Raw genomic sequence first — 23808 nt, 5'->3', positions numbered from 1 at the left:
GGCTAGCCTCGGTCTTGGCGGACGCCGGTCAGCTGGGACACGTCGAGCTTGCCGTCGAGGACGCGCCCGACGACCAGGCCCAGCGCACCGAGGACGAGCACGATGAGGAACGCGCCGAAGCCGCCGAAGGCGCCGGCGAAGCCCAGCGCCAGACCGGTCGACAGGCCCAGGGTCGTGGAGTTCATCTGATCTGGTTCTCCTTGCTGCGGCGGCGGACCGGTGGCGGTTTCGCCGTACCTGCCGCCGCCCAGGCCCGCGATGTGGCGGACGGCCTGGACAGCGGTCGGGACGCGGTGGGCGTCGGTGTCGACGCCGGCGGTCACTGCACGCGGGCCGGTTCGGGTTCGGAGTCCTCGGCGCCGGGAATGTGCACGTCGTTGACGTGGAGGTTGACCTCGACGACCTCCAGGCTGGTCATCCGCTCGATCGCGTTGATCACGTTGCGACGTACCGCCTTCGCCAGCTCGGCGATGGAGACGCCGTACTCGACCAAAAGCTCGAGGTCCACGGCGGCCTGGGTCTCGCCGACCTCGACGGCCACACCCTGCGAGGCGCTGGCCGTGGCACCGGGAATCCGCTCACGGAGAGCGCCGAACGCGCGGGACGCGCTGCCGCCGAGCTCGTACACACCGCTGATCTCCCGGGCCGCCCGGCCGGCGATCTTCTGCACGACCGTGTCAGCCACTGTCGTGGTGCCCTGTGGGGTGACCAGGGTGGCGGTGCGCGACGAAGCGGAGGAGCTCTTGGCGGTACTGGTGTCGGATGCCGACTTCGAGTTGGCCGGCGGGCTGTGGGTGGCGGTCATGATGCGGCTCCTGGATGTTCGCGTGGCTGTTCTCGCGAAGCCGGCGGTGGTTCCGTTGGCTTCGCACAATGGAAGGACCCCCGCGCGCCGAGAACGTCACGGCACGACCGCGGATATTCCGGGAGATTTCCCCGGGGAGATTTCTCGAAGGAGTCAGGCGAATGCCGCGCCGTCGATGTCGGTGATCTCCAGCCGCAGCCGGGAGATGGGCACGGCGTGGGCGGCGAGCACGGCCAGCAGTGCCTTTTCCGCCTGTCTCACGACCGGTGCCAGCGGTAGCCGGGTCGCCACCACGCGAACCACCACCGTCCCGTCGTCACCGGTGAGGTCGACGGCCGTCGCGTCCCGGTTGCGTTCCCACGGCATCCGCGGCCCCGCCGCCAAGGTGGCGGCACGCAGGCCGGGGACACCGTCCAGCGCTGTCAACAGCTCGGGCACCAGCTCGCCGGACGTGGTCATCGGGTTTCCCGGTCCCACACGATGTCGAGGATGGACACCCCCACCTCGGCGACGCGGAGACCCGTGGCCTCGGTGATCGCGCCGGCCACGACACGCTGCAGCGCATGCCCCACCGCGGTGGCCTGATCCTGTCCGGAGATCACCACGTCCACCTCCACCCGTACGGTGTCCGCCCGTTCGAACTCCACCCGTGCCCCTTCGGTGGGAGCCGGCACCAGCCCCTTGATCCGCTGGCGCGTGGCACGGACCGCCGAGCTCATCAACCCGACCAGACCCGGTTCGACCCGCACCACACCGGGCACCGCGGCCGCGGCACTGACCGCGACGGCGGCGACGACGGACCCGCCGACCGCGCACTCGAACAACGGCGGGGGACGTGTGCCGGCAGTCTGGGTGCCGCCGGTGCCCCTTTCGGTCGTGTTCTTCACCCGGTCACTCTCCGTAGACATCCTCGACGATCAGGTCCAGCCGGCGCAGCCGCGGCCCGATCCTGGTCGCGGCCGCCGCGGTGACGCGCTCCCGTACGAGATCGAGGGCCCGCCAGGCGAAACTCTGGTAGCTCACCGCGACGGTCAGCTCGACCACGAGCATCGGTGCGCCGTTCTCGCTGGCGCCGTTCTCGCTGGCGCCGTGCCCGCTGGCGTCCGCGGCCCCCACCCGGTCGTCCTGTACCCGGCAGCGGTGGGCCCGAACCCCCGCGACGCTGTCGGCGGCGAACCGCAGCACCGCCGCGACCGCGTGCTCACTGATCCGCACCAGGCCGGGTTCGGCGGTCGGCAGCGGGACCATGTCGTGCCGGCGACGGACCTCGGCGCGGACCGCCGACATGATGCGACCGGTCAGGTGCGGCGTCGGCTCGACGGTGTCGGCGCGAAGCTCCGCGGTCATGTCCTTCAGCGCGATCAGGCTCGCCCGTGCGTCGCGGCAGTCCGGGCAGGTCAGGTCGTGCTCGTCGGCCCTGCCGGCGGTCAAGTCCGCCAACCGTTCCCACACCGTCTCCACGTCTCGCCCGCAGGGGAGCAGGTAACCCTGGGTCTCGGGGTTCACCGCCATGGCACCATCATCTCCGTCAGCTGTGCCCGTGCCCGCGCGATCCGTCCGCGGACCGCCGTCGTCGTGACTCCCACGGTCTGCGAGATCTCCTCGTACGAGCGGCCGTGGACCTCCCGCAGCAACCAGCACGCGCGCTGTTCACCGGTCAGCCGCTGTAGCGCGGCCGTCACCGCGGTGAGCTGTTCGTTCACCTCGACCGCGCGTTCCGGGTGCGAACCCGCGTCGTGCGACTCACGCTCCGTGAGGTCCACGTCCACCGTCGTGTGGCGGCCGCGGATCACGTTGAGGCACCGGTTGGTGATCATCCGGTACAGCCAGCCGACGAACGCGGCTTCCTCACGGAGGGTCACCAGGCTGCGCCACGCCGCCAGGAACACCTCCTGGACCACGTCCTCGGCGTCGCCCCGGCTGGCCAGCATGCGCACCGCGAGCCGGAACATCGGCCCCTGATACCGCCGCACCAACTGCTCGTACGCCCGCACGTCTCCGTCGCGGGCGCGGACGACCAGCGTGACATCGTCCAGCGTGACATCGTCCAGCAACACCTCGTCCGGCGCCACGTCGTCCGCCTTTCCCAGCCCGCGACGCATGTCCGCGCGATACTTCGTCACCTGCTCAGCTGTTGACGTGGCGCTGTTCGACGATGCGTTTGATGGTGGCCACGGTTTCCTCGAGCCCCTTCTGGACCTCGCTGTCGCCGTCGGCCACGCGGGTGGTGTGCACACTCACCCGCACGTCGGCGTTGCCGCCGGTCTCGTGGACCTCGAGCGAGCCGTGGTAGTCGTTGGCGCCCTCCGACCCCCATTCGATCCGGCGCACGCCGGTGTCGACCCGGAACCAGGCGCTGCCTTCGACCTGCTTCCCGTCGGGCATCCGTGCGGTCGTGTGCACCTCCTCGCCCTCACCCGGTGTCGCGGAGGTCAACCGCGCGAAGTAGTGGGGCAGGTTGCTCACCTCGGAGAGGTAGTCGAACAGCGCGTCTTCGGAGGCGTCCACGGTCGCGTTTGCCTGGAAATCACCCATGTCGTCGTGTCTCCCATCCGTCGGATCATGGCGATGTCGTTCCTCGTGCGTGCCGTCCCTGCGGCCGATGGGGCGCCGGGCTCGCCGTGCGTTCGGGCGGTCGCCGCGCCGTAGGGCTCCTGTGCGGCCGGCGCATGACGAAGGCACGTCTCAGTAACCGGGCGGCCGTGGCGGATCGCCGTGGTCCGGTTGTCGCACGTCTTTTTGGACTTCGCCGCTTTGTGGACTTCGCCGCGTTCGTTGGCACTGTGGCTGTTGGTACGAGTGCCGCCAAGGACTGGGGCGGTGGCGCGGGGTTGAGACCTTGCGCGCTTCAAGATCGAGGCGCGGTCGCCGTGTACTGCGCCGACACCTCTGTTCGGATCGTTCCACAAGTGATGCGAGCCGGCAAGCTGTCGGCGTTCGTTGAGCAGTGTGCCCGCGTGACGGGGACACTGCGGAGGTGACGCAGAAACGACGGTACGTCCGCGGCTGGGTGGCGCCGTGACGGGTTTCGCGACCGGCGCGTTCGTCGACAGTCTCGTGTGGACAGCCGCCGTCACGGTCGCGCTGATGGCCGTCACCTTCGCGTTCGGCATCGTCGCCGGCCGGCACAACGTGGTCGACACGGTGTGGGGGCTGCTTTTCGCCGGGATCGGGTGCACGGCGCTGGTCGCCTCGCGGGACCACGGCGACCCGGGACGTCGCTGGGTACTGGCGGTGTTGGCGGGCGTGTGGGGAGTTCGTCTCGCCGTCCACATAGGACGCCGGTCGGTCGGCAGGGGCGAGGATCCACGCTACGAGAAGCTGCTGCGCACCGGCCACGCCGATCCGCTCGTGAACGCCCTCGTGAAGGTCTACGCGGCGCAGGCGGCACTGGCGTTCGTGATCGCCGCACCACTACAGGTGGGCGCCTTCGTGACCGGCGACCTCGGCTATGTCGCGTACGTCGGAGTGGCGCTCTGGTGCGTCGGGATGGTGTTCGAGACCGTTGGTGACGCACAGCTGGAGCGGTACCGGAGACGGAAGAAGGCCCAACCACCCGACACCGTCACCGCGAGTGTGATGGACACGGGCCTGTGGCGTTTCACCCGCCATCCCAACTACTTCGGCGACGCGTGCGTCTGGTGGGGACTCTTCCTGGTCGCCGCGGAACACTGGCCCGGGATCCTCACGGTGCCGGCACCGATCCTGATGACGTACCTGCTCACGATGGGCTCGGGGAAGAGGACGCTCGAACGCAGCATGGTCACCCGCCCTGGATATCCCGCCTACATGCGACGGACCAGCGGTTTCCTGCCACTGCCGCCCAGGAAGGAGTCGGCGGGTGCCGACGCCACGCGGCGCTAGTGTCCACGAAGTACTGAGAGGAGGGCCTGCCGTGGTTCAGGTGCGGCGCACGATGGTCGTCCGGAAGCCGGTCGACGTCGTCGCGAACTACTTGAAGGACTTCGCGCGGACCGAGGAGTGGGACCCGGGCACCGTGTCGTGCATCCGTCTCGGCGAGGGACCGATCCGGGTCGGGACCCGCTGGCACAACGTCTCCCGGTTCAGGGGCAGGGAGACCGAACTGACCTACGAGCTCACCCGCCTGGAACCGGAGCACCTGGTCTTCGTCGGGAGGAACAGGACGGCGACCTCCACCGACGACCTCACGCTGGTGTCGGCCCCGAACGGCACCGTGATCACCTACCAGGCGACCATCGTGTTCAACGGCCTCGCCAAGCTGGCCGACCCGTTCCTGAAACGGGAGTTCGAGCGACTGGGTGACGCCGTCGTCGACGCCATGACCGCGAAGGTCAACGCCATCACGGTCTGACGGGGGTCACGCGGGACCGGGCTCGGCGCGGCCGTCAACCCCGCCCGCGGCGGCCTCGCGCCCCCATGACGATCATCAGCGCGCCGGCGACCACCACCACGACGCCGATGACCAACCATGTCGGCGAGTTCGACATGCCGCTGCCACCGAGCACACCACTTCCCTGCAACGCCCAGACACCGCCGACCAGCACGGCCACCAGACCGACGATCATCAACGCACGACTGTTCACCCGAACAGTGTCACCGGTTCCGGTACCAAAGGCCAGCGCGCCACGCGCAACGGGCGGGACAGTGGTCGAGACCAATCATCGGACATGACCGGCCTGATCCCTTGACATGCCGGTGCATGACCACTTGGCTGGATTCCAGACGCTCGACAACGTTGTCACGGGGTGTCGCGCGTCCTGTCCGCAGGCTCGGATGATTGGACGCGCCATGACGCATCCCCGGCTCCGCATGCTCGTCGGGTCGTTGGTACTCCTCCTGGCGTTGGCCAGCCCGGTGCCCGCCGCCGCGGCCACCACGGCCGTGACCGTCAACGGCGCGCTCGCCGGCCGCGCGTTCGACGGGGTGGGCGCGATCAGTGGCGGTGGCGGCAATTCGCGGTTGCTGATCGACTACCCGCCCACGCAGCGCGCGCAGATCCTGGACTATCTCTTCAAACCCGGCTACGGCGCGGCCGTGCAGCTGCTGAAGCTGGAGATCGGCGGCGACGCCAACTCCACCGACGGCGCGGAACCCAGCCACCAGCACGTCCGGGGTGAGATCAACTGCAACGCGGGCTACGAGTTCTGGCTGGGTGAGCAGGCCGTCGCCCGCAACCCCGCGATCCGGCTCGTCGCGTTGCCCTGGGCGGCACCCGGCTGGATCGGCGGCGGGAACTTCTGGTCGCAGGACATGATCGACTACGACATCTCCTGGCTGAACTGCGCACGCCAGCACGGCCTGACCGTCGGCTACCTCGGCGGCTGGAACGAACGCGGCCACGACCGGACCTGGTACAAGAACCTGCGATCGGCGTTGAACGCCAACGGGTTCGGCTCGGTGCAGATCGTCGGCGACGACACCGGCTGGAACACCGCCGACGACATGCTCGCCGACAGCGCCTTCAACGCCGCCGTCGGGGTGGTCGGCTCGCACTACCCGTGCGGATACCTGTCGGACGCCACCTCGTGCGGCTCGTCGGCGAACGCGGTGGCGACCGGAAAACCGTTGTGGGCCGCGGAGTTCGGCTCACAGGACACCAACTCCGGAGCCGCGCCGTACATCCGCTCGATCCTCCGCGGCTACCTCGACGGGCAGATGACCGGGTTCATGAACTGGCCGCTGGTCGCCGCGCTCTACTCGACGCTGCCGTTCGGCACCGACGGCCTGGCCGTGGCGAACCAGCCGTGGTCCGGGTCCTACCGGCTCGGCCGCAACCTGTGGGCCAACGCGCACGTCGCCCAGTTCGCACAGCCCGGCTGGCGCTTCCTCACCGGCTCCGCCAGCGGCTACCTCGGCGGGAACCGGGCCGACGGCAGCTACGTCTCGCTGAGGTCGCCGAACAACGCCGACTACTCGACCATCTACGAGACCACGACCGCGACGGCCGCGCAGACCGTGAACGTCACGGTGTCCGGCGGCCTGAGTGCCGGCGCCGTGCACGTCTGGTCGACCGACCTGGGGTCGGGTAGCACGAGCGACCACTTCGTCCGGCAGGCCGACGTGACCCCGTCCGGTGGCACGTACACCCTGACCCTGCAACCGAACCGGATCTACTCGGTCACCACGACCACCGGCCAGGGCAAGGGCACCGCAACGAGCCCGGCGCCGGCCGCGCTGCCGCTCCCCTACGCCGACGACTTCGAGAGCTACACCCCGCGAAGCGAGGCGAGGTACTTCGCCGACATGCAGGGCGCCTTCGAGGTCCGCCCCTGCACGGCCGGGCACACCGGGCAGTGCCTGCAGCAGGTGGCGCCGGTGAAGCCCATCGAGTGGCAGGGCGACAGCGACGCGTACAGCCTCGCCGGCGACCCGGGGTGGAGCAACTACGCCGTCAGCACCGACGTCGCGATGCGGCAGGCCGGCACGGTCACGCTGCTGGGCCGGGCGAACACGCAGAACCGGCCCCAGAACCAGCAGGCCGCCTACCAGCTGCGGATCGGTGACACGGGCGCGTGGTCCATCGCCCGCAACAGCAGCGGCGGCGTGCTGACCACGCTCACCTCGGGCACCCGCCCGGCACTCGGCCTGAACACCTGGCACACGCTGAAGCTGGCCTTCTCGGGCAACCAGATCACCGCGTCGCTCGACGGCGCCACGCTCGGCACCGTCACGGACAACGCGTTCACCACCGGTCTCGCCGGGGTGGGCGTCGTGGGGTACCAGACCGACCTGTTCGACAACTTCAGCGTCACACCCACCGCGCCGGGCAACCTCTCCGGTGTCCTCAAAGGACTGGAGGCCGGGTTGTGCGTGGACGTGCCCGGCGGTGGCCAGGCGAACGGCACCGCGGTGGCGCTCTGGGACTGCACCGGCGGCGCCAACCAGCAGTGGGCGGCCACTCCCGCGGGGCAGCTCACGGTGTACGGCACCAAGTGCCTCGAGGCGGCCGGCACCACCGACGGCTCGGTGGCCCGGATCAACGACTGCACCGGGGCCACGACCCAGAAGTGGACGGTCAACGCCGACGGCACGGTCTCCGGTTCCGGCAGGTGCCTCGACGCCACCGGCCACGGCACCACCAACGGCACCGCCGTCGTGCTGTGGACGTGCAACGGCGGCGCCAACCAGAACTGGTCGCGCACGGACGTCACCGGCGTGCTGCGTGGCCAGGAGTCCGGGCGGTGCGTCGACGTGCCGGCCTTCAACCAGGACAACGGCACCCGGCCCGCCTTGTGGGACTGCAACGGCGGCACGAACCAGGCGTGGACGTCCACCGCCGGCAACCAGCTGAAGGTGTTCGACACCAAGTGCCTCGACACGACGGGCGGCGGCACCGCCGACGGGACAGCCGTGCAGATCTACGACTGCACCGGCGCCGCCACCCAGCGGTGGCAGGTCCGCGCGGACGGGGCGGTCATCAACACCGGCTCCGGCAAGTGCCTCGACGCGACCGGCCACGGCACCGCCAACGGCACCCTGCTGGTCCTGTGGACATGCGGCGGCACCCCCAACCAGAACTGGTCGCGCGGCTGAGCGCCCGTCACCCACGACGCGGCGGCGGCCGGACCACCGGCCGCCGTCGTTGACGGTTAGGATCCGAACAGTTAGGATCCTTACTATGGACACGCCGGAGAGCACGCGCAGCCCCAGCTTCGAGCTGATGCGCTGGGTCGTGTGGGCCCAGCGGAAGGTCGGCGAGGACTGGATCCGGGCCCGCGACCTCAGCTTCGAGCAGGCCTTCGTGCTCGGCTGCCTGATCCGCAGCCCCGGCGCGATCCAACGCGACATCGCGCAGCTGACCCACACGACCGCGGCGAGCGTCTCGGGCCTGCTGCAGGGGCTCGAACGCCGCGGCCTCGTCGAGCGCCGCACGGAGCGCGGCAACGAGCGCAGCAAACGCGTGTACGCGACACCGGCGGCCACCGAGCTCATCGCCGGGCTCGACACCGCGATGGCCGCCGCCGACGAGACGATCCTGGCCCCACTGGACCAGGCCGAGCGGGCCACGCTGCACGCCCTGCTCACGAAGATCACCGCGGAGCTGCCGCAGCCGACCCGCTCGTAGCCGGGCTCCGGAAGATCCACGCCACCGCGCCGGCGTCCGCCGGCGCGCGTTCGAACCTGCCCGAAAACAGGAGCCACCCATGCGCACTCCCGTCACGATCATCGGCGCCGGACTCGGCGGCCTCACCCTCGCCCGTGTCCTGCACGTCCACGGCATCCCGGCCACCGTCCACGAGGCGGAGACCTCCCCGACGGCGCGGGCACAGGGCGGGATGCTCGACATCCACGACTACAACGGCCAGCCGGCCGTGCGGGCGGCGGGGCTGATGGACGAGTTCCGCGGCCTCATCCTGGCGGGCCGACAGTCGATGCGGCTCCTCGACCGGCACGGGACCGTCCTGTTCGACAAGGCCGACGACGGCACGGGTGGACGGCCCGAGGTGCAGCGCGGCGAGCTGCGGCAGATGCTGCTCGACTCGCTCCCGGCAGGCACCGTCCAATGGGGACACAGGGTCAGCGGCGTCCGTGTGCTCGGCGGGGGCCGCCACGAGGTGACCTTCGCCGACGGCGCCACCGTCGTCACGAGCCTGCTGGTCGGCGCGGACGGCGCGTGGTCACAGGTCCGGCCGCTGCTCACCGGCGCCACCCCCGCCTACACCGGCATCTCGTTCGTCGAGACCTACCTCTTCGACGCCGACATCCGCCACCCCGCCGCCGCGAAGGCGGTCGGCGGCGGGTCGATGGGCGCGGACGGCCCCACGCCGGGCAAGGGGATCCAGGCCCACCGCGAGAAGGGCGACACCCTGCACACCTACGTGACGCTCACCGAGCCGCTGGAGTGGTTCGCCGCCATCGACTTCACCGACCCCGCCGCGGCCACCGCGCGGATCGCGCGGGAGTTCGACGGCTGGGCACCGGAGCTCACCGCGCTGATCACCGACGCGGACACCCCGCCGGTCCACCGCCCGCACTACGCCCTGCCCGTCGGGCACCGGTGGGACCGGGTGCCGGGCGTGACCCTGATCGGCGACGCCGCGCACCTCTCGGCCCCCAACGGCGAAGGCGCGAACCTGGCCATGTACGACGGCGCCGAGCTCGGCGCCGCGCTCGCCGCGCATCCCGTCGACCACGAGGCCGCCCTCACCGAGTACGAGCAGGCCATGTTCGCCCGCAGCACCAAGGTCGCCACCGAGGCCGCCGAACTGTACGAGAGCCTCACCGGCGACAACGCGGTCGGGAGCCTGATCAACATGCTCACCGCACACAAGCCGGCCCCATGAGTCGCGCGGCACCAGCCGGCCCGGTCAGGTTCTGGTGGCCAGCAGTTGGGTGGCCACGACCGGGTGGCCGTTCATCGTGTCGACGCGGACCTCACGGGTGGCCGTGGTGTCGAAGCCGGTGAGCAGGGTGTGCAGCCACTCCTTGGTGTGGTGCCGGCATACCGCGCCGTCGCCGGTCTCGAAGATCCCGTAGGTGCCGTACTTCGCGGCGAAGTCCTGGTACCTGTCCCGGTTGCGTTGGTCGTCCTGCAGACACAGGTCACTGAGGTAGAGGAGCCCGCGGGGCCGCAGCACCCGACGCAGCTCCGCGACGAGGTCGCGTTGCCCGTCGTCGGTCGGCACGCACGTCAGGACCGCGAACAGGAACACGGCGTCGATGCTCTGGTCGTCGTGACGCAGCCGTGGCGGGCTGTCGAGAACCTCGAAACGCGTGCTCGGCCGCATCTCCCGAGCGTGGGAGATGAGGTTGGGAGCGACGTCCACACCTTCGACGTCCACGAATCCCCGTCCGGTGAGCAGGCCCGCCAACCGCCCGTAGCCGCATCCGTAGTCGAGGATCCGCGCCCGGCGGCCAATCCTGTCAAGCCACGTTGGTTCGAGCGGGTGACCGAAGGTCTTCACGGCACCCGGGCCGTTCCAGTACCCCAGCTGGTTGTCAAGCGCACTCACGACCCGAACACCACCCAGGATCACTGCCACGGTTCCCGCCGACGACCGTACCGAGCCCGGAGGAAGGTGAGCCTGGTACCCGGCTTTGTTGACCCCGGCAGACCCGGCTGTGCATGCTCGTGGAGTCGGCCGCGCGGGGCGACCGGTCTCGACGCGGTGTCGGCCAGGAGGCAGGACATGGCCCGCATCAGCTATGACGACCAGACCGCGGCGGCGTTCAAGGCGGTCCGCGAGATTCCGCGGGACGGCCTCGAACACTGGCGCGACGCGATCCGACGTCACCTGGACCCGTCACCCGGGATGACCGTGGCCGACATCGGCGCGGGGACCGGTGCGTTCGCCGGCGCCTTCAGCGACTGGTTCGGCCTGCGCGTCCTCGCGGTCGAACCGTCGGCGGCGATGCGGGCCCAGATTCCGCGCCGCGCGGGCATCGAGGCACTGGCGGGCGATGCCGGCGCGCTCCCGCTGCCGGACGGCTCGGTGGACGGCGCCTGGCTGTCCCTCGTGATCCACCACGTCCCCGACCTGGCGGCCGCCGCGCGAGAGATTCGGCGCGTGCTCCGGCCGGGCGCCCCCGTGCTGCTCCGTCAGGGGTTCGCGGGCAGGGTCGACACGACGCACACCTTTCCCTGGGAGTTCTATCCCGAGATCGCCCAGATGGTGACCGACACCTATCCGTCCGTCGAGCAGGTGTGCGAGGCGTTCGCCACCGCGGGACTCCGCCGCGACGCACTCGAACGGGTCCCCGAGACACTCACCAGCCTTGCCGGGTTCCTCGACCGGATCGACACCTTCCGCCACGCCGACACCAACATGCGCGGCCTCACCGAGGAGGAGTTCCTGCGGGGCAAGGAACTGCTCCGCCGCGCCGTGGCGGAGCACGGCGCGGAGACCAGAACCAACTGGCTCGATCTCCTGGTTCTCCGCTGAGGTTCCCGCGCGGTCAACCGCTCTCGCTGCCCGCGCGACCGCATGGGCCGGCGGTGACGCGTGAAATTCCACCGCCGGCCCACGTCGGCCACTCTTGACACCCCGCGGCCTCATTCATACATTCGATGAAAATCTGTATGAATGACGAGGGAGTTGGTCGGCGATGAAGCTGGGCAGGACCGCCGTCGTCCTCGGTGGCAGTGCCGCCGGTCTCTGCACGGCGGGTGCGCTCGCCCCGTACTTCGGCCAGGTGCTGGTGCTGGAACGGGACGAACTGCCGGCGGAGGCCGAGCACCGGCGTGGCGTGCCGCAGAGCAAGCACCCCCACTTCCTGCTGAACTCGGGCCGGCGCGCGATCGGCGAGCTGTTCCCCGGCTTCGAGGACGACCTCGTCGCCGCCGGCGGGCTGCACCTGATGCCGTCGATGGACGCCGCCTACCTCGACGGGGCGGGCTGGTCGGCACGCAAGAGCAGCGCGATGACGATGATCTACGGCTCACGCGTCCTCATCGAGCGGGTGCTCCGCGACAAGGTTCGCGGGCTGGCCAACGTGACCATCCGCGAGCAGGTCCAGGTGACCGGCCTGAGCACCGACGCCGGCGCGGTCACCGGGGTCGACCTCGCCGGCGGGGAGCACCTCGACGCCGACCTCGTGGTGGACGCGATGGGGCGCGGCTCCTCGGTCGGGACATGGCTCGTCGCGGCAGGCTGGCCCGAGGTCGAGACGAGGACCCTCGACGCCAAGGTCACCTACACCTCACGCTGGTACGACCTGCCCGCCCGGCGGCCGCCGTCCTGGTGGTGGCGCCACCTCGCGATCATGCCGACCCGGGACAGGGGCGACCACCCCGCCGAGCACGAGTTCCTGGTGAACTTCTTCCCGATCGAAGGCAACCGGGTCATCGCCTGCATGGGCTCGTGGGGCCTTGACATGCCACGCACCGACGACGCGTTCGTCGAGTCGGCCCGCCGGGTGCGGACGCCGCTGTTCGCGGCCGCCATGGACGAGTGCACCCCCACCTCGGAGGTCCACCTGACGCGGTCGACCGGCAACACGTGGCGCCGCTACGACCGGTGGACGACACCGCCACGAGGCCTGGCCTTCGTCGGCGACTCGATCTGCGCGTTCAACCCGTTCTACGCCCAGGGCATCAGCTCCGCGGCGAGCTCCGCGCTGCTGCTGCGCGAGCACCTCTCCCGCGCCGACCACCTCGACGCGGCGTTCTTCGCGCAGTTCCTCGTGGCACAGCGGAAACTGCTCGGCGTGCCCTGGCGCCTGGCGATGGCACGGGACCAGGGCTACGCGTGCGCGGTGGGCACCGAGAAGCCGCCGGAGTGGCGCCGCCGGCTCCTCGCGGCCGTCGGAGACCCCGCGTTCAGCTTCATCGTCGGCGCCGCCCGCGAGGACCCGGTGATCGACGAGCACTTCGCCAAGGTGTTCAACCTCGACGAGTCGCTGGGCGACATGCTGGGCAACCCGTGGGTGCTCGCGCGACTGGCGCGCCACGGCATCCGTGCCGCGCTGGGGCGACGCCGGGTGCCCTTCGGGTTCGACCCCCGCGCCGAGCCGCCCGCCACGGACTACTCGGCGGCCACCGCCGCGCCGGCGGCGCGGTGAGCCCGGTGTGCGGCCCCGGCGCGGCGGCCGCCACCCGCGAGCTCGGCTTCGACTGCCACGACGTCTCCCCCGTGGTCTCGGTCCGCGTCCCGTGGGAGCTCGCCAACTGGACCATGCCGCTGCTCGAGGTGATCATCATCGGCGGCGCGGTCTTCGCGCTGGCGCACGCCGTCCGCCGCTACCGCGCGGGCGATCCGGTCAACCTGTCGCTGTGGTGCGCCTCGCTGGTCTACCTCCTCGTGACCGAGCCCCCGCTGTACTTCCCGGAATGGTTCGGTCTCGACGAGCTGTACGGGTTCATCTTCGCCCACAACCGGTTCACCGTGCAGTTCATGTGGGACCGGTTGCCGCTCTACATCGTGGCGTTCTACCCCGCGTTCAGCCAGCTCGCCTACGAGGTCGTGCGGTCGCTCGGGATCTTCCGCCGCCGCGGCGCGCTGACCGGGGCGGTGGCCGTCGCCTTCACCTGCCAGGTGTTCTACGAGGTGTTCGACCACCTCGGTCCCCAGCTGAGGTGGTGGACCTGGAACATGGACAACGACATCGTCAACCACCCCGCGCTGGCGTCGGTGCCGATGAACAGCATGCTGTTGTTCGCCTCGGTCTCGATGGGCGCCATGACCTACCTGGCCGTGCGCCTGACCGGCGGCTCGCGGCGCGGGTGGTCGCTGGTGCCACGCATCCTGGTCGCTGGGGTGCTGACACCACCCGCCATGGCGATCGCCGGCATCCCGTCGAGCCTCTTCAGGGGGAACCCCACGGCACAGGCCTGGGTCCTCGGCGTCGAGCTGGCCCTGCTCTGGCTGGCGGGCTCCTGGCTCCTCGTGTCGCACCTCCGGTCCGCCCGACCCGAGCCCCTGTCGGCCTTCGCCCGCTTCTACCCCGCCGTCTACCTCGGCGGGATGGCGGTGTTCTGGGCCGGCGCCCTCCCGGCGTACCTCGCCGCGGACGACGGCGTCACGAGCGAGGGCACCCCGGTCGGCAGCGGGCTCTACGCGCTCGCCTGCTTCGCCGGTGCCGGGCTGTTGCTTGCCGCGCTCTACCGCCGCCCGACCCCTGCCACCGTCTGACCTGCCACGTAAGGGCAAAATGGCGGACCAGCCACAAGCACGGGGAGGCGAACCGCCATGGGCTACCACGGGTGGCAGGGCAACCCACCCGGCACCGAGAACGAGGCGCGCCGCCGGATCGTGCGGGCGGCGACGGCGTGCATCGACCGGCTCGGGCTCGCCAGGACCAGCCTCTCCGACATCGCCACCGAGGCCGGGGTGACCCGCCAGACCGTCTACCGCTACTTCCCGAGCCTGGCGGACATCCTCACCGCCGTCGCCGTGGCCGGGGCCGAGGAGTTCGCCGAGCGGATGGAACGGCACCTGTCCACGTTCGGCAGTGCGGCGGAAGCCGCCGTGGAGTCCGTCGTGTTCGCCGTCCGCACCCTCCCCGACGAGCCCTACCTGGGCCTGCTCCTGCAGGCCGGCGAGACCGACTCGTTCACGGCAGGGGTCACCTCACCTGTCGCCTTCTCCCTCGGCGCCCGGATCCTGCGCAACCTGCCCGTCGACTGGTCCGCCGCCGGCGTCACCACCGATGCCGACCTGCGCGGGCTCGCCGAGATCCTCATGCGGCTGTTCATCTCGTTCCTGCGGTACCCCTCGACGCCGCCACTCACCGACGACCAGCTCCGCGCCCTCGTCCGGCGCTGGATCGGACCGGCCCTCCACGGGTGAGGTTCACAGCGACGAACAGCGCACGCCGGTGAGCTGTTCGCATGTCTCCCACAGCGTCGCGCTCGCCGCCGTGTCCTCCGCCACCGCCGCCGGCCGGACCTTGTGCGGTGCCCCCTTGATGCCGTGGAACCCGTCCGGGCCGTAGAACTCGCCGCCGCGAACGTCGGGGTCGACGGCGGCACGCAGGACGGGAAGCGCGCCTGCCGCGGCCGTGGCGACCAGCGGGGCCGCCAGCCAGCGCAGTGGTGGCGCGGACGCTATGCGCGTGAAGCCACCGCTGTTGCGGCCGAAGTCGGTGGCCGCGGCGCCCGGGTGTGCCGCCACCGCGATCGCCCGTTCTCCGGCCGCCGCCAACCGCCGCTGGAGCTCGAAGGCGAACAGCAGGTTGGCGAGCTTGGACCGCGCGTAGGCACGCCAACGGCCGTAGCGACCGCGTGTGTAGGCCAGGTCGTCGAGATCGAGCCGGCCCGCCTCGTGACTGCCACTGCTGACCGTGACCACCCGCCCGGCGGACGCGGCCAGCACGCGCGGCAACAGCAACCCGGTGAAGGCGAAGGGCCCCAACACGTTCGTGACGAAGGTCCGGTCGATCCCGTCGATCAGGGTGAGCCTGCCGAACGCCGCGCCGGCATTGTTGATCAGCAGGTCGATCCGGTCGAGCTCGGCGCCGACCGTCGCCGCCGCCTCGCGCACCGACTCCGCCGACGCCAGGTCCAGCCGCACCAGCGACAGCTCGGCCTCCGGCGCGGTCGCGCGGATCGCGTCTCGTGCCACCGCCGCCTTCTCGAGGCTGCGGCACGCCAGCACCACTCGCGCGCCGTGCTCGGCGAGCATTCTCGCGGTCTCGAACCCGATGCCGGAGTTCGCGCCGGTCACCACCGCGGTGCGGCCTCGCTGGTCGGGGATGTCGGCAGACGACCATCCCGAACTCGCCCCAGTCACGGATTTCCTCTCCCGGTACGGAAACACGCATGATCCACACGCCGCGGGAAAGCATATCCACACCTGCCTCCTTGCCGGCTTACCCCGGCAAGGAGGCGGACCCCGGTGGGTGGCGGCTACTTTCCGAGCGGGTCGTGTTCGTTGAGGAACGCCACGACCTGGGCGTACTCGCCGCGGGCCGTGCTGTGGCGGAAGAACTTGACGCGCTCGACCAGGATCTCGTCGGCGTCGGGTTGTGCTTCGAGCAGTTTCACGACCTCGCCGACGTACTCGTCCAGTGGTACGGCGAACTCACTGGTCTCCTGGCCGGGCACCAGCGCCGTCCGCACCGCGGGCGGCACCAGCTCCACGACCTTCACCGTGGTGTCGGCGAGCTGCAGGCGGAGCGACTCGGTGAGCATGTGGATCGCGGCCTTCGAGGCGTTGTAGCTGGGGGTGACCTTCAGCGGCACGAAGGCGAGGCCCGACGTGACGGTCATGATCGTCGCGTCGGGGCGGGTCCGCAGGTGCTCGACGAACGCGGCGACGAGGCGCACGGTGCCGAGCAGGTTCGTCGTGATCACCGCCTCCGCCGTGCTGAGAAACGACTCGGGCTGGTGCCAGTCCTCGAATCGCATGATGCCGGCCATCGTGATCAGGACGTTGAGATCCGGGTGCGTGGTCAGCACCTGCTCGGCGGCGGCGGCGATGCTGGCGGGGTCGGCGGTGTCGATCCGCACGGTGTCGATGCCGGGGTGCTCCTCGGCGATCCGCTCGAGCAACTCGACACGGCGCCCACCGACGATCACGGTGTTCCCCCGCGCCCGCAACGCAAGAGCCAGAGCCAAGCCGATCCCGCTCGTCGCACCAGGAATGAAGACAGTGTTCCCAGAGATGATCATCGCTAAAGGGTGCCGCATCAGCCGGAAAGGTTTACAGGGCATTAATCCTCTTGTTCAACTCAGCGAACCGAGGAACTCCAGCATGATCCGGTTCACTTCGTCGGCCGCCTCCAGCTGGACGAAGTGACCGGCCCCGGGAATGACGTGGACACCGGCCAGCCCGGGCACCGAGGCAAGCATCTCGGCGGTCGACGCGTCACCCACGATCCGGCGAACCGGGTCCCGCTCGCCGGTGAGGAAGACCGTGGGCACCGTGACCGGCTCGTCGGGCCGAACCTGCTTCTCGCGCCAGACGTGGTCGGCGGCGCGGTACCAGTTCAGGCCCCCGGTGAAGCCCGTCCGGGTGAACGCGTCGACGTACACGGCGAAGTCGTCCTCCGACAGCCACGGCCACGGCAGGGCGGGCGCCTCGGGGAGGACGTCGAGATAGCCGTTTCCCTCGCTCGGGTGCCGGAAGACGTCGAGATACCGGCCATCGCCACTGAGCGCCCAGAACACCCTCGACAGGAAACCTGCGGGATCTCCCGCCAACTCGGTGTCGGCCGCCGACGGGTCCTGGAAGTATTGCAGGTGGAAGAAGTGCCGACGGGCGACCCGGGCGTAGGCGGTGCTCGGCAGGACCGGTGAGGTGTCGCCGCGAGGCACACTGAGCTGGACCAACGCCCGGACCCGGCCGGGAGCCCACTGCGGAAGGTCCCACACGAGGTCGGCGCCGAAGTCGTGCCCGACGAAGACCGCCGTCTCGATGTCGAGCGCGTCCAGCAGCCCGACCATGTCCGCGACGGTGCCGCGCCGGTCGTAGGCCGCCGGGTCCGCGGGCCGGCCGCTGCCGCCGTAGCCACGCATGTCCGGTGCGACCGCACGGAAGCCGCTGGCGGCGAGCACCGGCAGCTGACGGTGCCAACTGTGGGCGAGACCGGGAAAGCCGTGACACAGCACCACCGCAGGCCCGAAACCCTGTTCCACCACACGGAGTTCGAGGTCGCCGACGTCCACCCGCCGCTCGACGGCGGGTGGCGACGCGGGTGGATGGCTCGTCACTGGTAGCTGATCATCACCGGCGCGGGTTGGCGGGACATGGTCTGCTCCGGGGTGAGCATGGGGTGGTCCTCGTCGTAGAAGTTCTTCCAGCCCAGGGGGATGTCGCTCGGGCGCGCGGTCACCACCGCGCGCCAGGTCGAGTCCTTCTGGGCGGTCGAGCCCTGGCCGTCCATGTGGATCAACACGGACACCTCGTCCTGGGTGGTGTTCAGCGCGGGCTCGTCGCGGATCATCGACAGGCGGAACTGGTGGATGACGAACAACTTCTGCGGCAACGCGTGTTGGGCCGTCAGCCCGGCCAGCCAGGCCGAGGTCCGGTTGAGCTCGGCGGCGTCGATCCCGCCGATCTGTCTGAGGGGCAGCTGGTCGGGGCCGAGCTTCCACTCCGGGTCGACCGCGAGGCCCACGTACGGCAGGCTGAGCAGCGGCTCGTACCGCTGTGCCTGCCCCGTGAGGTCCGCGCGCCCCGGCTGGAGGTCCAGCAGGACATAGAGACCCGCGTTGCCGGCTGCCTCGACCCACGGCCGCAGCGCCTCGACACTCGACTCCCGCGAGAAGTCGCCGTCGGCGCCCGGACCGCCCTCGGCGATGGTGGTGATGATCTCGAACGCCGGCACCACCGGCACGTCGCTGTACGGCTCGTACGCCCTGGCGGTCTGTTTCGCGCGTTCGACGCTGCCGCCGACGTCCTGCTCGCCGAGCACGCCGAGCGACCTCGCCCCGGGGTGACCGTAGAGGCAGACAAGCCGCCGGCCCGGCATCATGACCTGCCCGCCACCCGGCAGCTGGACGCCGGTCGCCGCCGCGGCCAGCCGTGCACGCAGGCGTTCGACGGGCCCGAAGCCACCGCCCACCGCGACGACCGACTTCGGTGGTGCCGCGTGCAGTGCCTCGATCGCCGCGGGGTCGGCGCGCGGGTCGGCGCCGTGGACGGGCACGACCCGCGCGCCCGCCGCACGCGCGGTCGCCGCGGCGGCCGCGTCGTCGCGGGTGACGTCGACGAGCACCGTGACGGCCAAGGGCCTCGGCGCCACGACGGGAGGCAGGCCCGCGGGCAGCGCGCCGGTCCCCGTGCCGAGCAGGAAGGCCGGCACCGCGCTCCCCCGCACAGCCTGCCGCGCCGCGGCACCCGCGGCGAGGATCGCCGACGGTGACAGCCGGGCGATCTGCCGCGTCACCGCCTCCCGTCCAGTGTGGGGCAGCACCAGCACGGGCGCACCCACCCGAGGCGCGACCGCCGCCGCGGTGGCCACGCCCGCCGGATCCCCCTCGGCGACCACGACCACCACCGGCGCGTGCCGGAACAGCAACGAGCTGACCGCGATCGCGGACCCTGCTCCCGGCGTCGTGTCGAGCACCGTCATGTCCGCGGTGGGCGACACCAGCTCCGCTGCCTGTGCGACGGGTCCGGAGGTGGTGGACGATCGGGTGGACGCCGCCGGGACGGACGCCGTACAGGCGGCGACCGTGACGCCGACCGCCACCGCGGCAAGCGACGAACGGATCGATGCCCGCGCGGTGATCATGGCGCTCCCAGGGGATGCTCAACTGGAGAAATCGGTGTGACGGGTTCCCGGAACGATCATCACACACTTGCGGGGCCGCCTCATCTCGTGACGTCGGCACCTCGGGACGAGCCGGCACACCACCGGACACGAAGGGCAAGGTCGTGGCGAAAGTGACCTCGGTTCGGGCCACGCCCGGCGAGCGCGCCGAGCCTCGTCCCGGCGACGACATCGTCTCGCCGGCCGACGTGGTGATGGACCGCGGCTTCACCGTCGACGCGGCACCGGAGGCCGTGTGGCCCTGGCTGGTCCAGCTCGGGAAACGACGTGCCGGCTGGTACCTCCCCCGGCGCGTCGAACGACTCCTGCCGGCGAACCGCCGCGCGGCACGGCGGCTGGACCCGCGCTGGTCCGAACTGCACGTCGGCGACGTGGTCCCGGACTACGGCGGCCGCGACGAGACCTTCACGGTCGCCGCGGTCGAACCGCCCCGGCTCCTGGTCTACACCTCACGCCGCGGCCACACCCTCGTCAGCTGGTCGATCACGCTGCGCCCACTCGGCACGGCGCGAACCAGGGTGCTGCTCCGGCTGCGGATGGCCCCGGTCCGGCATCGCCGCCTCGCCGTTACGGCCGGCGGGCTCGTCGACCTCGCCACCGTCGCCGGGCTGGCCGCCGGCCTACGCGAACGCCTCTCCTCCCGAGCCGGTCCGATCCATTAGTCCTGCTTCAGGCGGTTGAGGAAGAACTCCCGGACGTCCTCGGCGAGCAGGTCCGGCACCTCCATCGCGGCGAAGTGGCCGCCGCGGTCGAACTCCGACCAGTGCGCGATGTCGTACAGCCGCTCGGCCAGCGGTCGCACCGGCTGCGTGATGTCGTGCGCGAACACCGCCACGCCCACCGGTACCGGGCACGGCTCCGTCCGGCGGGGCGTGTCGTGGTGCAGGCGCGCCGAGGAGGCCGCGGTGGCGGTCAGCCAGTACAGCGAGATGTTGGTGAGCATCCGCTCGTCACTGATCGGCGAGCGAGGGTCCGTCCACTGCGCGAAGCGCTCGGCGATCCAGACCAGCTGGCCGACCGGCGAGTCGGTCAGGGCGTAGCCGATGGTCTGCGGGGTGAGGGCCTGCAGGGCCTGGTAGGGCGGACGGTTCGCCATCAGCTGCCGGACCTTGGCCAGCCGAGCCTCGTCCGGCTCGGACAGTTCGACGCCGGGGACCGGCCGGGTCGGGAGGAAGTTGACGTGCACCGCGACGACCCGATCGGGGGCCACCGCGCCGAGCGCCAGCGAGATGCCCGAGCCGAAGTCGCCGCCCTGAGCGCCGTAGCGCTCGTACCCGAGACGGGACATCAGCTCGGCCCAGGCCCGCGCGACCCGGACGACATCCCACCCGCGCTCGTGGGTCGGCCCGGAGAAGCCGTAGCCCGGGATGGACGGAACCACCAGGTGGAAGTCGCGCGACAGCGGCTCGATCACGTCGAGGAACTCCAGGAACGAGCCGGGCCAGCCGTGGGTGAGGACCAGCGCGAGCGCGTCCGGCTTCGCGGACCGGACGTGGACGAAGTGAATGTTCTGGCCGTCGATCTCGGTGGTGAAGTGCGGCAGCTCGTTGAGCGCTGCCTCATGCTCGCGCCAGTCGTAGCCGGTGCGCCAGTACTGGGCCAGTTCCCTGAGCCGCGCCATCGGGAAGCCGTAGTCCCACCCGGCGCCGGCGACCTCGTTGGGCCAACGAGTACGGGCGAGCCGGTCGGCCAGGTCGTCGAGGGCGGGCTGGGGGATGTCGATACGGAACGGGTCGATCTCTGTCTCTGACGCCACGGGCCGACCGTAGGACCTCCAGTATGGTGGAGATCAAGCGTCCGGTCTCACGCCAGGCGGTAGGTCATCGCCACGGTGGTGCCGTGCCGGCCGGGGCGGATCTCGGTGTGCTGGGCCAGGCCGCGGATGAGCGCGAGCCCGCGACCGCGGAGGGTGGGGCCCTGAGTGGGTGGCCGCCAGCGGCCGTAGTCGGTGACGGTGACCGTGACGGTGCGGCGGGTTCGGTCGGCGCGTGCCTGGAGGTCGAGCAGGCCGTTCGAGCGGCCGCGGTAGGCGTGGTCGACCACGTTGGCCATGGCTTCGTACGTGGCGAGCACGAGATCACTGGCGGCCTCGGCCGCGAGGCCCACGCGGCGAGCCCACGCGATCAGCGCCTGCCGGAGCTGGTGGAGTCGCTCACTGGCGGCCGGCACGCAGAACCCCAGGTCTGCCGCGCCGTCTTCCGTGTCGTCCGAAACCACGTCCATGGCTGTCGCACCCCGCCTCTCGGTGTCGATGCGAGAGCTGAATACCCGGCCGGCCCGGACGCAAACTCGCCGGCGGACCTGGCTGGACGGTCCATCGGCGACGGCCGGGAGCCGGGTGAGTTTGCGGCGGCCGGTCGGCTGGGTTCTCAACCGACCGGACACCTGCACCGGAGGTTCCCGTGGGCGGGCGTTTGTATCCGCGATCCGGCGACTGAGTTCGTCCCGGTACGCCGAGAGTCCAGTGGGGTGCTGAGTGCGTCGCGGCGACCTGCGCGACACACGCATGAACGGCGTCCCAGTGGGTAACCCGCGGGCACGACGACCTGGTTGACAGGTGGTCAGAACCCGAGCGAGGAACGTTGGCGGACCGTCCAGGCCATCTGATGACGTCCTCGACGATGGACCTGCGTGACTCCCGGCCGGACATGGTGACCGACGTACGACACTGGGTGGCGGCGGAGTTGGCGGGTCACGCCGGTGAGACCCGCGGCGACATCCTGCTCGTGGTCACCGAGCTGGTCAGCAACGCCTACGACCACGGTGGCGGACCGTGCGAGGTACGGCTTCTCCGCTCCGACTCCCCGTGGCAGGTCGTGATCGAGGTCGACGACACCAACGCGCGGTTGCCCACCATGGGCAGCTCCCGGTTCGCCGCCGGAACCCATCGGGGCAACGGCCTGGTCCTCGTGGACGGCCTCGCCACGGAGTGGGGAGTGACCCTTCACCCCGACGACGGCGGAAAGACCGTGTGGGCGCGGTTCGCCCGGCACAGTGACCCATCCAGCACCGGAGGCAGCAATGGCCGACCTTTCCATCCAGCGTGAAGGCGGTCCGTCTGTCGCCCCGCTGTTACGAGTAGAACGGTTCGTCGAGGGCGGTGTCGTGATCCTCCGGGCCACCGGTGAGATCGACCTGAGCACCACCCCGCTGCTCGCCGAACGGTTCGACCAGGAACCGGTCCAGGTGGACGTCCCGCTGGTGGTCGACCTCACGGGCGTCGACTTCCTCGCGTCGTCCGGGCTGGGCCTGCTCGCCGAGCGTTCCCAGCGCTACGCCGACCTGGGTGCCCGGCTGACCGTCGTCGCTCCCCACCGCGCGGTGCTCCGGTCCATCGAGCTCACCGGGCTGACCGAGATCATCACCGTGGTCCCGTCGGTCGAGGAGGCCGTGGCCCGCTGACGGCCGGGACCACCACGTCCTGGCGGTGTCAGCTGAAGGCGGGTGGGCGCTTCTCCACGAACGCCCGCACCGCCTCCCGGTGGTTCTCGGTCAGCCCGCACGCGAGGTGGCGCGGCACCTCGCGGTCCATGGCGTCCGGTAGGTCGAACCGGTCCGCGTCAAGAAGGTTCTTCTTCATCGCGGCGAGGGACTCCGGCGACCCGGCCGCCAGCTCCCCCGCCGTGTCCAGCGCGAAGCCGGCCAGCTCCTCGGCGTCGACCACCCAGTCCAGCAGGCCCCAGCGCTGCGCGGTCGCCGCGTCGATCCGCTCGCCGAGGAACATCGCGCGCCGCGCCCGTGCCGGGCCGGCGAGCCGGGACAGCAGCCAGGTCGCGCCGTAGTCGCCGGACAGCCCGACCTTGCCGAACGCCGTCGCGAACACGGTCTTCGCGTGCCCGATCCGCAGGTCGCAGGCCAGTGCCAACCCCAGTCCGGCGCCCGCGGCCGCACCAGGCAGCGCGGCGACGGTCGGCTTGGCGAACCCGTACAGCCGCCCGGTCGTCGCGCGTTGCAGGACCTGCTGGCGCCTGATCCGCTCCTCGTGCGGCACCGTCGTGCCCCCGCCTTCCCCGCCCCGGGCCGCGAACTCCTTGACGTCCCCGCCGGCACAGAACGCCGCGCCGGCACCCGTCAGCAGCAGCGCGCGCACGTCCGCCGCGGCTTCCAGCTCCGGCAGCACCGCGGCGAGCGCGCTCAGCATCTCCGGCGACAGCGCGTTGCGCCGGTCGGGCCGGTTGAGCGTGACCACCCCGACGCCGCGTTCGACGTGGGCGAGCAGGTCGGTGGTGCCGGTGTCGATCTCACGCATGTGTCCGAGCCTTTCGGTCCACCCGCGGCGTGCCCTCCCTGGCGAGCCGTCGCGAGTCGTCCTCCAGCATCAACCCTCGGTCCCAACAGGCCACCGGCGGCTCCCCCGAGGATCA

The 23808-nt window shown here is 71.0% G+C and carries 28 protein-coding genes; 12 read left to right on the top strand and 16 right to left on the bottom strand.

The genetic code is table 11. From position 1 onward, the window contains the following. Positions 1-2: 2 nt before the first annotated feature. The 7 genes from VET29_RS29075 to VET29_RS29045 form a co-directional block, all read right to left on the bottom strand. Positions 3-185, bottom strand: a complete 183-nt coding sequence (locus VET29_RS29075; protein WP_324926244.1) for a hypothetical protein — start codon at positions 183-185, stop codon at positions 3-5. A gap of 134 nt (positions 186-319) precedes the next feature. Then, positions 320-805: an Asp23/Gls24 family envelope stress response protein gene (locus VET29_RS29070; RefSeq protein WP_324926243.1), complete on the bottom strand. Its 486-nt coding sequence runs from the start codon at positions 803-805 to the stop codon at positions 320-322. A gap of 153 nt (positions 806-958) precedes the next feature. Continuing rightward, on the bottom strand, positions 959-1264 hold the full coding sequence (locus VET29_RS29065; protein WP_324926241.1) for a hypothetical protein: 306 nt from the start codon (positions 1262-1264) through the stop codon (positions 959-961). Then, a complete protein-coding gene (locus tag VET29_RS29060) occupies positions 1261-1692 on the bottom strand; it encodes an Asp23/Gls24 family envelope stress response protein (RefSeq protein ID WP_324926239.1) in 432 nt (143 codons plus the stop codon). The genes VET29_RS29065 and VET29_RS29060 overlap by 4 nt, the downstream gene beginning before the upstream one ends. A 4-nt stretch (positions 1693-1696) precedes the next feature. Beyond that, complete coding sequence (locus VET29_RS29055; protein ID WP_324926237.1) at positions 1697-2317, bottom strand: Asp23/Gls24 family envelope stress response protein; 621 nt, start codon at positions 2315-2317, stop codon at positions 1697-1699. Continuing rightward, a complete protein-coding gene (locus VET29_RS29050) occupies positions 2308-2907 on the bottom strand; it encodes an RNA polymerase sigma factor (protein ID WP_414636647.1) in 600 nt (199 codons plus the stop codon). The genes VET29_RS29055 and VET29_RS29050 overlap by 10 nt, the downstream gene beginning before the upstream one ends. A gap of 25 nt (positions 2908-2932) precedes the next feature. Further along, positions 2933-3340 carry an SRPBCC family protein gene (locus tag VET29_RS29045; RefSeq protein WP_324926233.1) on the bottom strand — a complete coding sequence of 136 codons (408 nt, stop codon included), beginning with the start codon at positions 3338-3340 and terminating at the stop codon, positions 2933-2935. Positions 3341-3823: 483 nt separating this feature from the next. On the opposite strand from VET29_RS29045, the gene VET29_RS29040 reads away from it, so the two are divergent. Beyond that, complete coding sequence (locus VET29_RS29040; protein WP_324926231.1) at positions 3824-4669, top strand: DUF1295 domain-containing protein; 846 nt, start codon at positions 3824-3826, stop codon at positions 4667-4669. Positions 4670-4700: 31 nt separating this feature from the next. Continuing rightward, positions 4701-5138: an SRPBCC family protein gene (locus VET29_RS29035; protein ID WP_324926230.1), complete on the top strand. Its 438-nt coding sequence runs from the start codon at positions 4701-4703 to the stop codon at positions 5136-5138. 34 nt (positions 5139-5172) lie between these two features. Here the strand turns inward: VET29_RS29035 and VET29_RS29030 are convergent, their stop codons facing one another. Next, positions 5173-5370 (bottom strand): hypothetical protein, encoded by a 198-nt coding sequence (locus VET29_RS29030; protein WP_324926228.1) that lies wholly within the window; start codon positions 5368-5370, stop codon positions 5173-5175. 205 nt (positions 5371-5575) lie between these two features. Here VET29_RS29030 and VET29_RS29025 point away from each other — a divergent pair, with 205 nt between their 5' ends. From VET29_RS29025 to VET29_RS29015, 3 genes are all read left to right on the top strand, one after another. Next, a complete protein-coding gene (locus tag VET29_RS29025) occupies positions 5576-8320 on the top strand; it encodes a ricin-type beta-trefoil lectin domain protein (protein ID WP_324926226.1) in 2745 nt (914 codons plus the stop codon). Positions 8321-8405: 85 nt separating this feature from the next. Next, positions 8406-8852 (top strand): MarR family winged helix-turn-helix transcriptional regulator, encoded by a 447-nt coding sequence (locus tag VET29_RS29020; RefSeq protein WP_324926224.1) that lies wholly within the window; start codon positions 8406-8408, stop codon positions 8850-8852. A gap of 79 nt (positions 8853-8931) precedes the next feature. Continuing rightward, positions 8932-10071, top strand: a complete 1140-nt coding sequence (locus VET29_RS29015; protein WP_324926222.1) for an NAD(P)/FAD-dependent oxidoreductase — start codon at positions 8932-8934, stop codon at positions 10069-10071. A gap of 24 nt (positions 10072-10095) precedes the next feature. On the opposite strand, the gene VET29_RS29010 is transcribed toward VET29_RS29015, so the two are convergent. Then, a complete protein-coding gene (locus VET29_RS29010) occupies positions 10096-10740 on the bottom strand; it encodes a class I SAM-dependent methyltransferase (protein WP_324926220.1) in 645 nt (214 codons plus the stop codon). 177 nt (positions 10741-10917) lie between these two features. On the opposite strand from VET29_RS29010, the gene VET29_RS29005 reads away from it, so the two are divergent. The 4 genes from VET29_RS29005 (at position 10918) to VET29_RS28990 (ending at position 15015) form a co-directional block, all read left to right on the top strand. Then, positions 10918-11670 carry a class I SAM-dependent methyltransferase gene (locus tag VET29_RS29005; RefSeq protein WP_324926218.1) on the top strand — a complete coding sequence of 251 codons (753 nt, stop codon included), beginning with the start codon at positions 10918-10920 and terminating at the stop codon, positions 11668-11670. 163 nt (positions 11671-11833) lie between these two features. Further along, complete coding sequence (locus VET29_RS29000; protein WP_324926216.1) at positions 11834-13288, top strand: hypothetical protein; 1455 nt, start codon at positions 11834-11836, stop codon at positions 13286-13288. Continuing rightward, a complete protein-coding gene (locus tag VET29_RS28995) occupies positions 13285-14358 on the top strand; it encodes a hypothetical protein (protein ID WP_324926214.1) in 1074 nt (357 codons plus the stop codon). Before VET29_RS29000 ends, VET29_RS28995 begins: the two co-directional genes overlap by 4 nt. A gap of 57 nt (positions 14359-14415) precedes the next feature. Further along, positions 14416-15015 carry a TetR/AcrR family transcriptional regulator gene (locus tag VET29_RS28990; RefSeq protein ID WP_324926211.1) on the top strand — a complete coding sequence of 200 codons (600 nt, stop codon included), beginning with the start codon at positions 14416-14418 and terminating at the stop codon, positions 15013-15015. 3 nt (positions 15016-15018) lie between these two features. On the opposite strand, the gene VET29_RS28985 is transcribed toward VET29_RS28990, so the two are convergent. The 4 genes from VET29_RS28985 to VET29_RS28970 all read right to left on the bottom strand — a co-directional run bounded on the left by VET29_RS28985 (position 15019) and on the right by VET29_RS28970 (position 19405). After that, complete coding sequence (locus VET29_RS28985; RefSeq protein WP_324926209.1) at positions 15019-15957, bottom strand: oxidoreductase; 939 nt, start codon at positions 15955-15957, stop codon at positions 15019-15021. 116 nt (positions 15958-16073) lie between these two features. Next, on the bottom strand, positions 16074-16838 hold the full coding sequence (locus VET29_RS28980) for an SDR family oxidoreductase (RefSeq protein WP_324926207.1): 765 nt from the start codon (positions 16836-16838) through the stop codon (positions 16074-16076). Between the two features lie 54 nt (positions 16839-16892). Continuing rightward, positions 16893-17879, bottom strand: a complete 987-nt coding sequence (locus VET29_RS28975) for an alpha/beta hydrolase (protein WP_324926205.1) — start codon at positions 17877-17879, stop codon at positions 16893-16895. Then, the gene (locus VET29_RS28970; RefSeq protein WP_324926203.1) at positions 17876-19405 is read right to left on the bottom strand and encodes a hypothetical protein; all 1530 of its coding nucleotides are present in this window, start codon (positions 19403-19405) and stop codon (positions 17876-17878) included. Before VET29_RS28970 ends, VET29_RS28975 begins: the two co-directional genes overlap by 4 nt. 152 nt (positions 19406-19557) lie before the next feature. On the opposite strand from VET29_RS28970, the gene VET29_RS28965 reads away from it, so the two are divergent. Then, positions 19558-20106 (top strand): hypothetical protein, encoded by a 549-nt coding sequence (locus tag VET29_RS28965; protein ID WP_324926201.1) that lies wholly within the window; start codon positions 19558-19560, stop codon positions 20104-20106. On the opposite strand, the gene VET29_RS28960 is transcribed toward VET29_RS28965, so the two are convergent. Further along, positions 20103-21200: an epoxide hydrolase gene (locus VET29_RS28960; RefSeq protein ID WP_324926198.1), complete on the bottom strand. Its 1098-nt coding sequence runs from the start codon at positions 21198-21200 to the stop codon at positions 20103-20105. The genes VET29_RS28965 and VET29_RS28960 overlap by 4 nt on opposite strands. Positions 21201-21247: 47 nt before the next feature. Next, complete coding sequence (locus VET29_RS28955) at positions 21248-21667, bottom strand: ATP-binding protein (protein ID WP_324926196.1); 420 nt, start codon at positions 21665-21667, stop codon at positions 21248-21250. Positions 21668-22050: 383 nt separating this feature from the next. On the opposite strand from VET29_RS28955, the gene VET29_RS28950 reads away from it, so the two are divergent. Next, positions 22051-22491 (top strand): ATP-binding protein, encoded by a 441-nt coding sequence (locus tag VET29_RS28950; RefSeq protein WP_324926194.1) that lies wholly within the window; start codon positions 22051-22053, stop codon positions 22489-22491. Further along, on the top strand, positions 22466-22846 hold the full coding sequence (locus VET29_RS28945) for an anti-sigma factor antagonist (RefSeq protein WP_324926192.1): 381 nt from the start codon (positions 22466-22468) through the stop codon (positions 22844-22846). The genes VET29_RS28950 and VET29_RS28945 overlap by 26 nt, the downstream gene beginning before the upstream one ends. Positions 22847-22874: 28 nt before the next feature. On the opposite strand, the gene VET29_RS28940 is transcribed toward VET29_RS28945, so the two are convergent. Beyond that, positions 22875-23693 (bottom strand): enoyl-CoA hydratase-related protein, encoded by an 819-nt coding sequence (locus VET29_RS28940; protein WP_324926189.1) that lies wholly within the window; start codon positions 23691-23693, stop codon positions 22875-22877. Positions 23694-23808 lie beyond the last annotated feature (115 nt).

The organism is Actinophytocola sp., from assembly GCF_035634895.1.
Classification (GTDB): domain Bacteria; phylum Actinomycetota; class Actinomycetes; order Mycobacteriales; family Pseudonocardiaceae; genus Actinophytocola.
This window is presented reverse-complemented; position numbering and strand designations above follow the sequence as displayed.

What these genes read in the sequence shown, in the direction of transcription:
- VET29_RS29075 (WP_324926244.1), bottom strand. Translation starts at nt 185, where the DNA reads ATGAACTCCACGACCCTGGGCCTGTCGACCGGTCTGGCGCTGGGCTTC.
- VET29_RS29070 (WP_324926243.1), bottom strand. Translation starts at nt 805, where the DNA reads ATGACCGCCACCCACAGCCCGCCGGCCAACTCGAAGTCGGCATCCGAC.
- VET29_RS29065 (WP_324926241.1), bottom strand. Translation starts at nt 1,264, where the DNA reads ATGACCACGTCCGGCGAGCTGGTGCCCGAGCTGTTGACAGCGCTGGAC.
- VET29_RS29055 (WP_324926237.1), bottom strand. Translation starts at nt 2,317, where the DNA reads ATGGCGGTGAACCCCGAGACCCAGGGTTACCTGCTCCCCTGCGGGCGA.
- VET29_RS29050 (WP_414636647.1), bottom strand. Translation starts at nt 2,907, where the DNA reads ATGCGTCGCGGGCTGGGAAAGGCGGACGACGTGGCGCCGGACGAGGTG.
- VET29_RS29045 (WP_324926233.1), bottom strand. Translation starts at nt 3,340, where the DNA reads ATGGGTGATTTCCAGGCAAACGCGACCGTGGACGCCTCCGAAGACGCG.
- VET29_RS29025 (WP_324926226.1), top strand. Translation starts at nt 5,576, where the DNA reads ATGACGCATCCCCGGCTCCGCATGCTCGTCGGGTCGTTGGTACTCCTC.
- VET29_RS29020 (WP_324926224.1), top strand. Translation starts at nt 8,406, where the DNA reads ATGGACACGCCGGAGAGCACGCGCAGCCCCAGCTTCGAGCTGATGCGC.
- VET29_RS29015 (WP_324926222.1), top strand. Translation starts at nt 8,932, where the DNA reads ATGCGCACTCCCGTCACGATCATCGGCGCCGGACTCGGCGGCCTCACC.
- VET29_RS29005 (WP_324926218.1), top strand. Translation starts at nt 10,918, where the DNA reads ATGGCCCGCATCAGCTATGACGACCAGACCGCGGCGGCGTTCAAGGCG.
- VET29_RS29000 (WP_324926216.1), top strand. Translation starts at nt 11,834, where the DNA reads ATGAAGCTGGGCAGGACCGCCGTCGTCCTCGGTGGCAGTGCCGCCGGT.
- VET29_RS28990 (WP_324926211.1), top strand. Translation starts at nt 14,416, where the DNA reads ATGGGCTACCACGGGTGGCAGGGCAACCCACCCGGCACCGAGAACGAG.
- VET29_RS28980 (WP_324926207.1), bottom strand. Translation starts at nt 16,838, where the DNA reads ATGATCATCTCTGGGAACACTGTCTTCATTCCTGGTGCGACGAGCGGG.
- VET29_RS28970 (WP_324926203.1), bottom strand. Translation starts at nt 19,405, where the DNA reads ATGATCACCGCGCGGGCATCGATCCGTTCGTCGCTTGCCGCGGTGGCG.
- VET29_RS28955 (WP_324926196.1), bottom strand. Translation starts at nt 21,667, where the DNA reads ATGGACGTGGTTTCGGACGACACGGAAGACGGCGCGGCAGACCTGGGG.
- VET29_RS28950 (WP_324926194.1), top strand. Translation starts at nt 22,051, where the DNA reads ATGACGTCCTCGACGATGGACCTGCGTGACTCCCGGCCGGACATGGTG.
- VET29_RS28945 (WP_324926192.1), top strand. Translation starts at nt 22,466, where the DNA reads ATGGCCGACCTTTCCATCCAGCGTGAAGGCGGTCCGTCTGTCGCCCCG.
- VET29_RS28940 (WP_324926189.1), bottom strand. Translation starts at nt 23,693, where the DNA reads ATGCGTGAGATCGACACCGGCACCACCGACCTGCTCGCCCACGTCGAA.